9 protein-coding genes, 2 tRNA genes and 1 pseudogene are annotated in these 12,471 nt (G+C 72.5%); 7 read left to right on the top strand and 5 right to left on the bottom strand.

Features of this window, described 5'->3' with window-relative positions; genetic code table 11:
- Positions 1 to 66 precede the first annotated feature (66 nt).
- The 4 genes from M1E25_RS22935 (at position 67) to M1E25_RS22920 (ending at position 4,886) form a co-directional block, all read left to right on the top strand.
- Complete coding sequence (locus tag M1E25_RS22935; protein ID WP_251418739.1) at positions 67 to 540, top strand: MarR family winged helix-turn-helix transcriptional regulator; 474 nt, start codon at positions 67 to 69, stop codon at positions 538 to 540.
- A 77-nt stretch (positions 541 to 617) separates the two neighbouring features.
- Entirely contained in the window at positions 618 to 3,002 is a 2,385-nt protein-coding gene (locus M1E25_RS22930; protein ID WP_505016604.1) for an MFS transporter, read from the top strand.
- A gap of 330 nt (positions 3,003 to 3,332) precedes the next feature.
- Positions 3,333 to 3,803, top strand: a complete 471-nt coding sequence (locus M1E25_RS22925) for a PPOX class F420-dependent oxidoreductase (RefSeq protein WP_251418735.1) — start codon at positions 3,333 to 3,335, stop codon at positions 3,801 to 3,803.
- Positions 3,804 to 4,001: 198 nt separating this feature from the next.
- Entirely contained in the window at positions 4,002 to 4,886 is an 885-nt protein-coding gene (locus tag M1E25_RS22920) for an endonuclease/exonuclease/phosphatase family protein (RefSeq protein ID WP_251418733.1), read from the top strand.
- A 34-nt stretch (positions 4,887 to 4,920) separates the two neighbouring features.
- Here the strand turns inward: M1E25_RS22920 and M1E25_RS22915 are convergent, their stop codons facing one another.
- The 3 genes from M1E25_RS22915 to M1E25_RS22905 all read right to left on the bottom strand — a co-directional run bounded on the left by M1E25_RS22915 (position 4,921) and on the right by M1E25_RS22905 (position 8,361).
- Entirely contained in the window at positions 4,921 to 5,832 is a 912-nt protein-coding gene (locus M1E25_RS22915) for an amidohydrolase family protein (RefSeq protein WP_251418732.1), read from the bottom strand.
- 51 nt (positions 5,833 to 5,883) lie between these two features.
- Positions 5,884 to 6,822 (bottom strand): DUF2797 domain-containing protein, encoded by a 939-nt coding sequence (locus M1E25_RS22910; protein WP_251418730.1) that lies wholly within the window; start codon positions 6,820 to 6,822, stop codon positions 5,884 to 5,886.
- A gap of 237 nt (positions 6,823 to 7,059) precedes the next feature.
- Entirely contained in the window at positions 7,060 to 8,361 is a 1,302-nt protein-coding gene (locus M1E25_RS22905; RefSeq protein ID WP_251418728.1) for an alpha/beta hydrolase family protein, read from the bottom strand.
- 598 nt (positions 8,362 to 8,959) lie between these two features.
- On the opposite strand from M1E25_RS22905, the gene M1E25_RS22900 reads away from it, so the two are divergent.
- A complete protein-coding gene (locus M1E25_RS22900; RefSeq protein ID WP_251418726.1) occupies positions 8,960 to 9,178 on the top strand; it encodes a hypothetical protein in 219 nt (72 codons plus the stop codon).
- A gap of 162 nt (positions 9,179 to 9,340) precedes the next feature.
- Here the strand turns inward: M1E25_RS22900 and M1E25_RS22895 are convergent.
- Both M1E25_RS22895 and M1E25_RS22890 read right to left on the bottom strand, forming a co-directional pair.
- A tRNA-Arg gene (locus tag M1E25_RS22895) sits at positions 9,341 to 9,413 on the bottom strand.
- Between the two features lie 279 nt (positions 9,414 to 9,692).
- Positions 9,693 to 9,782, bottom strand: a tRNA-Ser gene (locus M1E25_RS22890).
- A gap of 354 nt (positions 9,783 to 10,136) precedes the next feature.
- On the opposite strand from M1E25_RS22890, the gene M1E25_RS22885 reads away from it, so the two are divergent.
- A complete protein-coding gene (locus tag M1E25_RS22885) occupies positions 10,137 to 10,580 on the top strand; it encodes an SSI family serine proteinase inhibitor (RefSeq protein WP_251418724.1) in 444 nt (147 codons plus the stop codon).
- 206 nt (positions 10,581 to 10,786) lie between these two features.
- Positions 10,787 to 12,471, top strand: a pseudogene (locus M1E25_RS22880) (PAS domain-containing protein); the annotation flags it as partial.

Here is a 12,471-nt window from a genome sequence, read left to right as displayed (position 1 = left end):
GCAACCAATCAGCCTATGGTTGCCCTAAGCAACTTGATTTCGTCCCGTACCCACAGGAGCAGCCCCGTGGCCGCCCGCAGCCCGTACGAGGAGCTGGCCGGACATCTCGGCGCCGTGGCAGCCGTCAAGAGGGGACTCACCCGGAGCCTCCCGGACGACTGCCCGGCGGGTTCGACGGCCGTCCTGGCACTCCTCGGCAAACACGGCGAGATGCGCCTGAGCAGACTCGCCGACCTGCTCGCCGTCGACATGTCGGTGACCAGCAGGCACGTGGCCCACGCCGCGGGCCGTGGCTGGCTCGAACGCCACCCCGATCCGCTCGACGGGCGATCGCGTCTGCTCCGGCTCAGCCCGGCCGGCACCCGGATCCTCGCCGAGGTCTCCGAGCGCTGGACCGAGATGCTCGCGAGCCGGCTCGCCGACTGGGACGTCAGCGAGATCGAACAGCTCAACACCCTGCTGACCCGGCTGCGCACCAGTTTCGGCGACTGCCACCCCCGGGCCCACCACGACCGCACCACCACCCGTACCGACGCGTGAGGACGAGGAACCGAATGGCAATGACGGCACCAGCCGACCTGCGGGAGGGCCCGGCGGCGGACACGTCCGCCCCGCCCATGTCCCACCGTCAGATCCTGGAGGCACTCTCCGGCCTCATGCTGGGCATGTTCGTCGCGATCCTGTCGTCGACGATCGTCTCGACCGCACTTCCGGAGATCATCCACGACCTGGACGGCGGTCAGAGCGCGTACACCTGGGTGGTGACGGCGTCCCTGCTGGCCATGACCGCCACCACCCCGCTCTGGGGCAAGCTCGCCGACCTGACCAGCAAGAAGACGCTGGTGCAATCGGCTCTGATCCTCTACGTGCTGGCCTCGGCCGGTGCCGGTCTCGCCCAGAACACCGGTGTCCTCATCGCCTTCCGGGCCGTGCAGGGCATAGGCGTCGGCGGCCTCTCCGCCCTGGCCCAGGTGATCATGGCCGCGATGATCTCGCCGCGCGAGCGCGGCCGCTACAGCGGCTACCTCGGCGCGACCTTCGCCGTCGCCACCGTCGGCGGTCCGCTGCTGGGCGGTGTCATCACCGACACGGACTGGCTCGGCTGGCGCTGGTGCTTCTACGTCGGCGTCCCGTTCGCGGTCGTCGCACTGATCACGTTGCAGAAGACGCTCAAGCTCCCGGTGACCAGGCGCAAGGTGAAGGTCGACTGGACGGGTGCCGTCCTGGTCTCCGCGGCCGTGTCCCTGCTGCTCGTCTGGGTCACCCTCGCCGGAGACCGGTACGCCTGGGCGTCCTGGCAGAGCTGCGCGATGGTCGGCGGTTCGGCCGTCCTCGCGTTGCTGTTCCTCCTCGTCGAGAGCCGGGCGAGCGAACCGATCATCCCGCTGCGGCTGTTCCGGAACCGGACCATCACCCTCACCTCGTTCGCGAGCCTCTTCGTCGGCATCGCCATGTTCGGGGCGACCGTTTTCCTCAGCCAGTACTTCCAGCTGGCCCGGGGCGAGTCGCCGACCATGGCCGGTGTCATGACCATCCCGCTGATCGGCGGGCTGTTCGTCTCCTCGACGGTCTCCGGCCTGGCGATCACCCGCACCGGCCGCTGGAAGGCCTGGCTGGTGATCGGCGGAGTGCTGGTCACAGCAGGTCTCGGCCTCCTCGGCACCATGCGCCACGACACCGAGTACTGGCATCTCGCGGTCTTCATGGGGCTGCTCGGCCTCGGCATCGGCATGATGATGCAGAACCTGGTGCTGGCGACCCAGAACCAGGTCTCACCGCAGGACCTCGGGTCGGCCAGTTCGGTGGTCACCTTCTTCCGCTCGCTCGGCGGCGCCGTGGGCGTCTCCGCACTGGGTGCGGTGCTCGGCCACCGCGTCAAGGACTACGTCGCGGACGGCATGGCCGCCCTCGGCATCCGGCCCGGAGACGCGTCCGGCGGCAGCGTCATCCCGGACCCGGACCGTCTTCCGGCCCCGGTCCGCACGGTCGTCGAAGACGCGTACGGACACGGCATCGCGGACATCTACCTGTACGCGGCGCCCGTGGCCCTGCTCGCGCTGCTCTTCGTGCTGTTCGTGAAGGAGGTTCCGCTGCGGACCCACCGGCCCGGGGAGCCCGACGGGAACGCAGCCCCGCTCCCCGCGGCGGACGCCACCGGGACGGTTCCGGCAGCCGCCACGACCGTTCCGGCTTCCGAGGGCCCGGAAACCATCGGGTGCGCCGATGCGTCGCCGACCGGCACCGGCCTGCACGGATTCGTCCGCGAAGCCGAGGGCACCGCCGTGCCCCGGGCCGCCGTCACGCTGATCTCCCTCGGCGGGCGCCAGCTCGGCCGGAGCATCGCCCGGCCCGACGGCGCCTATGCGCTGGACGTTCCGGAGCCGGGGTCGTACGTGCTGATCGCGGCCGCCGACGGGCACCAGCCGCAGGCCTCGACGGTCGTCGTCGGTGACGAACGCCTCTCCCACGACGTGCTGCTGTCCGGCACGAGCGGCCTCGAGGTCACCGTCCGCGACGCGGCCGGCGGCGAGCCGGTGGCCGGAGCGCTCGTCGTCGTCACCGACGAGCGCGGCGAGGTACTCGCGACCGGGCACACGGACGAGGGCGGCGAGGCGGAGTTCGGTGAACTGGTCCCGGGCACCTTCACGGTGGCGGTGGACGCCACCGGATTCCGCCCGGCCGCGCACCCCGTCGAGGTCGGCGGCCGGCGGCCGACCCGGACCGGGATCGAGCTGGAACCCGGTGCGCTGGTCCAGGGGATCGTAAGGGCCGGCTCCGGGCGGAGCCCGCTGCCCGACGCCCGCGTGACGCTCGTCGACTCGGCCGGGAACGTGGTCGCCACCGCGACGACCGGGGAGGACGGGTCCTACGCCTTCCCCGGCCTGGACACCGGCGACTACACCGTCGTGGCGAGCGGCTACCCGCCGGCCGCGACCCCGCTCGCGGTGCAGGGCCGCGGCGTCGACGGGCACGACATCGAACTCGCCCACCCGGGCGAGTGACAGCCTGGCGGGTGGTGCGGCGTGGGAGCGGACACGCCCCGCCCGTCAGCAAGAGGGTCCCGGCCGGACGGCACGGGCGGGGGACGACCGGAGCCCCCGGCCGGGACCCGCAGGCACCGGAGCGGGCGGACGACGCCCGCCCCACGGCCGCAGCACCGGCCACCCGTCACCGGGCTCCGGCCGCTCGGCTCCCTCCTGACGGCCTCACGGCGGAGCCCCGGCCCGGGTCTCCGACGGGCGCCCACGGGCCCGGGCTCCGGCCCCCGGAGCCCGGCGTCCATCGCCAACGGGCCGCGGGCCGGGCGCGGCCGGCAGTCGTAGGCTTCCCGCATGAGCCCTGCCATCGCAACGAACACCGACGTGGATCTCACCGGCCTGCTGGAATTCGTCCGGCCCCGGCATCGCGCGATCCTGCTCACCACCCGGGCCGACGGACGCCCCCAGGGGTCTCCCCTGACCTGCGGAGTCGACGACTCCGGCCGGCTGGTCGTCTCCACCTATCCCGAACGCGCGAAGACCCGGAACGCCCGGCGCGATCCACGGGTCAGCCTGATCGTGCTCTCCGACGAGTGGAACGGGCCGTGGGTGCAGATCGACGGCACCGCCGAGGTCATCGACGCCCCGGACTCCGTCGAGCCCCTCGTCGAGTACTTCCGGAACATCTCGGGTGAGCACCCGGACTGGGACGAGTACCGGGCGGCCATGGTCGAGCAGGGCAAGTCGCTGATCCGCATCACGCCGCAACGCTGGAGCCCGGTGGCCACGGGCGGGTTCCCGGCCCGGTTGGCTCCGCAGGACTGACCGACGGGGGACGGCCTGCAGAACGCCCTGCACACCCGTCCGCGAACCGCCCCAGCAGGCGCCCGGCGCTGTCGGGGCGGAACACCGTAAACCTCATGCGCTCAACGGGATGTGACGGTTTTTCGCCGCGTCGGCGCTCTTACCCTGAACCTCCGCTTTCGGTAACGTCATCGCACCGATCCGAGCAGGGAGTCGTGGATGTCGCTGCGTCGTCGAATCGTTCTGCTCCTCGCCGCCGGGCTGACCGCCGTCGGCGCCGCACTGCCCGCCCCGGCCGCCCTGGCCGCCGGGCACGGCGCCGGGCCGGGCCCGTACGTTCCCCTGCGGGTCGCCTCCTACAACATCGCGGCCGGTACGGGAGCCGACCGGGCCTTCGATCCCGAGCGGACCGCGGAAGCGCTCCGGGCCCTCGACGCCGACGTGATCGGCCTGCAGGAGGTCGACGTGCACTGGGGTGCCCGCAGCCAGTGGCGGGACCTCGCCGGCGAACTCGCCCGCGCCCTGGACATGCAGGTGTACTTCGCACCCGTCTACAGCCTCGACCCGGCCGAAGAGGGCGCTCCGCGGCGCGAGTTCGGGGTCGCGGTCCTGACCCGCCACCGGATCCTCTCGGCCGGGAACCACGAGATCACCCGGCTCTCGACCCAGGATCCGAACCCCGTTCCCGCACCGGGCCCCGGGTTCGGCGAAGTGGTGGTGCGCGCCCACGGAGTGCCGGTGCACGTGTACGTCACCCACCTGGACTACCGCGGCGACCCGTCGGTGCGCCGGATGCAGGTCGCCGACACCCGGCGCATCATGGCGGAGGACTGCGACCGGCACGGGAGGTGCCCCCGCCAGGTCCTCGTCGGCGACCTCAACGCGACCCCGGATGCGCCGGAACTGGCACCGCTGTGGCAGGAACTGACCGATGCCGCACCCCCGGCGGGCGAGCTGACCTATCCCGCGCAGGCCCCCGTCAAACGGATCGACTACGTGGCGGTCTCGGACGGTGTCCTGGTGCGCGGCGCGGCCGTCTCCGACAGCCTCGCCTCGGACCACCGGCCGGTCGCCGCCGACCTCCTGGTACGCCGCGGCCGGTGACCGCCCGGGCCGGGCCGTCGCGGCCCGACGTCCGTCAGATCGCCAACAACCGGGCCGCGTTGTCGTGGCAGACGGCGCGCAGCCAGTCGTCCCCGAGCCCGAGCCCGGCCAGCACCTCCAGTGCATGGGCGTACGGATAGGGAATGTTGGGGAAGTCGCTGCCGAACAGGATGCGGTCGCCGACCTCGGCCAGGCGCGGCCGGTCGGCGAGCGGGAACGGCCAGCTGCTCTCCGAGAAGTCGGTGAACGCCATCGTGGTGTCCAGATGCACTCCCGGGTGGCGCAGCGCCAGGGCGAGGAAGTCCCGGTACTCGGGCAGCCCCATGTGAGCGATGATCAGCCGGAGCCGCGGATGCCGGGCGAGCAGGAGCGCGATCGGCTCGGGACCCGTGTGCTTGCCGGGCGCGGGCCCGGAGCCGCAGTGCACGACGATCGGGACGCCGGTCTCGGCGAGCAGTCCCCACACCGGCTCCAGCAGGGGGTCGTTGGGGTCGTAGTCGCCCACCTGTATGTGCGCCTTGAAGACCTGCGCCCCCGCGTCGACGGCCGCCCGCACGTAGGACGCGGCCTCCGGCTCCGGGAAGAAGGTGGCGGTGCGCAGGCAGTCGGGGGTGCGGTGGGCGAAATCCGCGGCCCAGGCGTTGAGCCACTCGGCCATCTGCGGCTTGTGCGGATAGACCATCGCCGTGAAGGCCCGCACACCGAAACCGCGGAGGATCGCGAGACGCTCCTCCTCCTCGTGGCGGTAGGCGATCGGCCACGGGCGGCCGAACAGCGGCCCGGCTCCGTCGAAGTAGGCCCAGACCTTGCGCAGTACCCGGTCCGGCATGAAATGGGTGTGCACGTCGATCAGCGCATCCAGGCCGAGCCGTTCCCGGAACGCCGCGACACGGGCGCTCTCGGCGGCCGGCGGTATCCCGGTGCCGGGGGTCTCGGCTCCGCACATGTCCACTGCTCCCGGGGTCGTCCGATCAGGTCCGGCCAGTATGCGGGCTGATCAGAACAGGCCGTCCTGCACACCCGTACCGGTTCCTGCGCCGGGTCCCCCGGTGTTCCGGACGGGCGCACTGGTCCGCGGTCCGGGGCCGGCGGCGCGCAGCACCCAGCCGGCCAGCAGCCGGGTGTCGACGATCAGGAGTCGCTGCCCGCTCCGCAGGTGCAGATCGGGTCCGGCGGCGCCGAGCAGTTCCCCGGCGACCACGGCCCCGTCCACCAGTCCGGTCACCTCGCCGGCCGTCGCGGCTTCGGGCTCCGACGGGGCGGCGAGCCGGTCGAGTCCGAAGGCGTCGCTGTGGTCCACGGGTTCGAAGGGCAGCCGCAGGAGGGAGCCGGGCCAGCCGTCCAGCATGCTCGCCCGCTCGTGCAGCGCGGCCAGCTCCGCGAACCGGTCGGCCACCGGCGGCAACCGGGTCCGGACCGCGCGCTTGGCCGCGTACGGCACCCGGTCCCTGACCCCGAGCACGATGCCCAGGAGTTCCTCGGCCCGCCGCGCCGCCATCAACGGGCCGCGGCCCAGCATCGTGAAGGCGACCGCACCCTGCTCCAGCAACCGGGCATGGCCCCGGGCCGCGGCGGTGATGCCGACCTTGCAGAGTCCGGGGCCGAACCAGGCGAGGTAAAGGCAGTAGGGCTGCTGGTCGTCCGCGCGGGTGTCGGCCGCCACGGACATCGAGCGGTCCAGCGTGCGGCACTCCGGGCACTGCGCCCCGGTCGTCGTCGCCACCACGATCGCCCCGGTGGGACAGGGGATCCGGCGACCGGCACGCCACACGCCGACGCAGCCGCGTTGGCCCACTGCGAGGAGCGCCAGGTCACGTCGTCCGGCGAGCGGCCCGGTCCGCTCGCCGCGTCCGGGCCCGCCGTACCACGCCAGGGCCGGGCCACCGGGCGTCCACAGCAGCCCCGCGCACCGCCGGCCGGACGTGTCCCCGGTCATGCCGCTCCCTGCGCTCGTGCCCTGGTCATGTCACAGCCGTCGTGGTGCCACCGGCCGGCCACTCCCGGGACGGCACAGGCGACGGACCGCCCCGTCACCGACGGAGTATGGAGGGCGGCACCGACATCGGGCGGCGACGGCATCGGTGACCCCGGCTCGACGGCGACGCCGACCGCCTCTCACCCGGCCGTGACCCCACGGGAGCCCGGCCCGGCATGGTTGCGGCGGCCCCCGTCGTCACGACTTCAGGCCGAAGAGCTGCCGCAGACGCGCCTCGACCAGCGGCCGGCCCACGGTGGGCACGTCGTAGTGGCCGGCCCCTTCGAGGACGCCCAGGTTGATGTCGTTGCCGTTGATCAGCATCTTGTTGACGACGTTGTAGGTGACGGAACCCGGACTGGTGATGTCGTCCGTCCCGTACAGCCAGAGGACCGGGCCCGGCAGCTTCGAGTTCTCCAGCTTCCCCTGGTTCTCCCGGTAGAAGCGCCGGTTGTCGGGGAGCGCGTTGGGCCGGTCGCCGCGCGCCCCCGGATAGGTGTTCAGGCGGTGGGACGGCGAGGCGTCCAGGTAGGCCTGGATGTCCTTCCGGACGAGGGAGTTCAGGTCGTCCAGGCAGGTGCGCCAGTCGTTGTTGTAGATCCGCAGCATGTTCGCGCCGTACACCTGCGCCGGGTCGACGTCGTAGCCCGCCTGGCGCTGGGTCCTCGTGAAGTAGATGGTCTCGGCGTTGGCGAACACCAGTTGGTCGAGCTGGTGCTCGCTCGGCGGAAGGCCGGACTGCGAGGCGTTGTCGATGTCACGCCAGAGGATCTTGTTCATGGCCGGCACGTCGGGGACCGGGGCCAGGGCGATGGTGCCGCGGAAGTCCAGTTCGGGATCCGCTTTCTCGGCGTCCGGGGAGTAGTGCGCGGCGGCCAGCGCGGCGAAGCCGCCCTCCGACCATCCGGCCGGGGCCCACTGCCCGGATGCCCTGCGGCCGAGGTGGCGCTGGGCCGCGACCGCGGCGTAGACCATGGACCGGCCCTCGCTCGCCAGGTGGTAGTAACCGTGCCCCGGCCTGACACCGCGGTCGACGGGTCCCAGCCCCTCGTAGTCCGGCGCGACGACGGCGATGCCCATCCTCAGCACCGACGCCAGCAGGGTGTCGTTCGAATCGTCGACCCACTTCCCGTGCTCCTGGAGCTGAACGCTCGGCGCACACTCCGGCGCCCATCCGACCGTTCCGTGGCCCCACACCAGGAGCGGCCAACCCCCAGCCGGGGGAGCGCCCTTCGGGACGAACAGCATGGCGGTCGCGTTGACCTGACGTCCCTGGATGCCTGGCATCCGGTAGACGACGAGGGAACCGTCGGCCACCGCCGAGATGTCCCGGGGCACATGGCGCAGCGGGGTGGGGGAGCCCACCACGTCCCCGTCGCGCATGCCCTGCGGTTCCGGGGTGCCGCCCCCGTCCGGGAGCACGGCGAACCCGCAGACGGCGAGGAGGACGAGCAGCAGCGACGCCCCCGCTGCCGCGCCATGTCGCTGAAGGCGCGTCATCCGGAATCTCCGCAGCGGGCCCGGCCGTCGGAGACCGCGCCGGCCGGCACGGAGGACCGGCGCGGAGAAGTGCTCACCAGTGATGCGGTCATACCCGGATTCCCGTCGTCGGCCCCGCGTCGTCCTGTGGCCCCGGCCCGTCGGCCACGCTAGGCACGACGCGTCGTCCGCGCCCGCCGGAAGCGTCCCCGATGGGCCGTTCGGACTGCTGTCGCATCCCGAACGGCCCACCCGACGGTCGCACCGCCGGGCGCGGCGCGACCGTGCTGTCCAGCGTGGCCCGCGATCAACGCCCCGCCTTCGGCCGGTTCCGTCCGGGGTGACCGCCGGACCACCGAGTTCAGCCCCGGGACGGGCGTCCGCCCCTCGGGGCCCCTGCGCCGAGGAGACACGTCATGACGGAGCGGAAGCCCTGGGCCCGCCGGGCGCGGAGACGAAGCAACCGGGCCCTGGGCGCCTGCGCACTCGCTGTCGGGCTCGTCGTCTCCGGCTGTGTGCCGTCCGCGGTGGCGACCCCGCGCAGCACCAGCCCCGCCCGTGCGGCACGCCCCACTGGTCGCCGAGCGTGGCAGTCCGGGGCAGGAACGGGAAGACCGTCGTGTACGCCTCCTGGAACGGTTCGACGGAGACGCGAGCCTGGCAGGTGCTCGCCGGATCGGACCCGGATTCCCTGTCGGTGGTCGTGCGACGCGCCGAGCGGTCCGGCTTCGAGACAGCGGTCCCGACGACGGCACGGGGGCCGTACTTCCAGGTGAGGGCGCTGGACGGGACCGGGAAGGTCCTCCGGTCGTCCAAGGTGGTGCGGCTGTCCCACTGATCACGGGCGGTCGAACCATGTCGGAAGATTGCGGAGCAGCGAACCCCGCTCTGCTGCAGGACGCGCTACAGCGCTTCGTCCGCCCACCCGGCCGACAACGACAATGACCTCGAACCCAATCGTGGGTTCGAGGTCATTCCGATGCCTTGCGACATCACACTGCGCGCTCGGCAGGATTCGAACCTGCAACCTCTTGATCCGTAGTCAAGTGCTCTATCCGTTAAGCTACGAGCGCTTGCGTTCCGGCGTCTTTCTTGCCGGTCGGCGTTGCGGGAACAACATTACATGACCGGCCGCCGGAGGCGAAATCCGTTGTCCGCACCCGCTCCGAACTGCGAAAACGATGTCTGCGGGCACCAAGACGGCGCCCTTCGGGGGCCGCTCGGGAGGGGTGCCACGGGAGGCCCGCCGGGGGGAACTCCGGCCCGCCGCCCCGCACACCCGTACCACCGGCTCGGGAACGACAGAAGCCCCGGCCGTCCCGGCCGGGGCTTCATGATCAAGTGGAGCAGAGCGGAGGCTCCGGGATTTGAACCCGGGATGGGGGGTTACCCCAAACCGCATTAGCAGTGCGGCGCCATAGACCAGACTAGGCGAAGCCTCCACACCCACCCGCGCGAGCGCGATGTGGCGTGTGCAGATGATGGCACAGCCCTACGGGCCTGCACCAATCGCCCCCCACGGTACTAGGCGCACGGGCGGCAGGGCAAAGCACTTGCCCGTGAGCCGCACTCCCGCCCCGGCCGCCCCTCGCCCCCTGGGAACCGCCACGCCCGGAGCCGGTCCGTCCGCCGCATCCCCGGCGGGGCCGGCCGGAAAGCACCGCTCCGCCGCCGCTGCTCCGAATGCCGGCGCCGGCTTGCGCAACGCCTCGGCGTGACGAGCGTTAGACGAGGCGAAGGACCGGCCGGCCCGTCCACACCCCGGCCCGGCGCCCCTCACACCCAGGGAGTTCCCGATGAGTGCCCTCACCCGACGTCTCGTCGTCACCGCGCTCTGCGCCGTCTCGGCCGTGTGCACCGCCCCGGCTGCGACAGCCCTGCCCGTACTGCAGGACATGCCCCCGGCCCACCAGGACGAGCTGACCGTCACCGTCACCGGAACCGGTGACACCGCCCGCGACGGCACCTACAGCCTCGACTGCCACCCCGCGGGCGGGAGCCACCGCCGGGCCGCCGACGCGTGCTCCCAGCTCGACCGGGAGACGCGGTGGGGGGCCGACCCCTTCGCCCCGGTTCCCCCGGACGCCAACTGCACCATGATCTACGGCGGTCCGGAAACCGCGCGCATCACCGGGATCTGGGCGGGACGACCGGTCGACGCCACGTTCAACCGCACCAACGGCTGCGAGGTGGCCCGATGGGACAACCTCACCCCGGTGCTGCCCCCGGCCGGCGGATGAGGTCGCGGTCCGGGCCGCCCGAGGAGCGAGGGAAACGTTATGTCCGGCGTGCGCCGAGTCGCACAGAGTCGCCGCGTGGCCTACGCCTCATCCCCCGTCGGCGCCGCGACCACGGGTCGTAGACTCCCACCAGTGACATGACACGGGCCACGCCCCCGGGTGACCGCGTATGTCGGCAAGTCGCAGTAGTACAGGGAGGAAGTGTCGTGAGCAGCCGGCCATCGCGAGGCGCTGCTCGCCTCGCAGCGATACTCGACGCCTTGCCGGACGCCCTGGTTCTGGTGAACTGCAACGGCACGATCGTCAACGCGAACACCATCGCCCTCGAAACATTCGAGGCGCCGGGCACCGCACTCGTCGGCCGCGGGCTCCTCGACCTGCTGCCCACCTTCGACTCCGACCGGATCCCCGGCTCCATGCGGCGCCCCCGCGCCGACCCCGAGGGCGGACGCACCAAGCCCACCCGGATGATCGCGCGGCGCACCGACGGCAGCGAGTTCCCCGTCGAGGTGACGAGCACCAACCTCGAGGACAGCCGCACCCCGTACGCCGACGCGTCGCTGCACCACTACACCGGCGACGAACTGCTCATGCTCGTCGTACGGGACCTGAGCGGCACGGTCGACACCGAGGCGGAGCTGGCCCGCCAGCAGCGCCAGACCGAGATGATCCTGCGCGCGGCCTCCGAGGGCGTCGTCGGCATCGACACGGACGGCAAGGTCGTCCTGGTGAACCCGGCCGCCGCGCAGATCCTGGGGTACCGCGCCAGCGATCTCGGCGGCAAGGAACTGCACCCGCTGGCCCATCACTCCCGGAGCGACGGCAGCCCGTTGCCCTACGAGGAGACTCCGCTCGCCGACACCCTGCGCTCCGGCCGCAAGCACCGGGTGCGCGGACAGGCGCTGTGGACGAAGGACGGCGAGAAGGTCCCGGTCGACCTGACGACCGCACCCGTGCGGGACGGCGAACAGCTCGTCGGCGCGGTGATGACCTTCACGGACCGGCGGCCGTACGAGGAACTCGAGGAGCGCTACGCCGAACTCGAGGAGCGCGAGGCCAAGCGCTACGAGGAACTGGAGAGCCCGCGAAGCCGAGCGGCGGGAAGCGCTCGAGGCGCAGCACAAGGAGCAGTTCGACGCCCTGGCGGCCCGGCACGCCCAACTGGTCTCCGTTCTCGGCGAGTCGCTGCGGGGGCCGATGGACCAGCTGCGCAGCCAGCTGGGCACCCTCGCCTCGGATCCGGCGGGGCAGCTGTGGCCCGAGGCGAACCAGGTCCTGCACTACCTCACCGCCGGTTATGCCCGCATGACGACGCTGGTCGACAACGTGCTGAGCTACCAGCGTCTCGATGCCGGTCAGGAGCCGCTCCAGCGGGAGACCGTCTCGCTGGACAGCGTCGTCGCCGCCGGTGTCGAGGGCGCGATCGAACTGATCGGCCCCGGGCGCGCGCAGTTCGCGGTGCACGCACCGCCGCTCGAGGCCGCGGTGGACGCGCGGCGGATGGCACAGGCACTGGCGCATCTGATCGCGGACGTCGCCGGCGTCGATGCGACCGGGAGCACGGCCGGCCCCGCAGGGGGCGACTCCACGATCGTCGTCGCGGCGGCGCAGCGCGGCGAGGTCGCCCGGATCGAGGTCCGCGGTCCCTACGCGGGCGGCGACCCGGTGCACGGCCCGCTCGTGCGCGGCATCGTGCGGCTGCACGGCGGTGTGCTGCAGACCCACGAGGTACCGGGGATGTCCGGCAGCGCGTTCGTCCTGGAAGTGCCCCTGGCGGGGGGCGATTCGGCGGCGGGCGGCGGGGACGCGGCCGCCGTGGCGCCCGTGCCGGCGCAACGGTCGCCGGAGCAGCCGACGGGCTCCGGCGCGGGAGCCGGCGCGGCTCGCGAAC

The organism is Streptomyces meridianus (assembly GCF_023703325.1).
In the GTDB taxonomy this organism is placed as follows: domain Bacteria; phylum Actinomycetota; class Actinomycetes; order Streptomycetales; family Streptomycetaceae; genus Streptomyces; species Streptomyces meridianus.
Note: the sequence above shows the minus strand (reverse complement) of the source record. Positions and strands in the feature narration are given on the sequence as shown.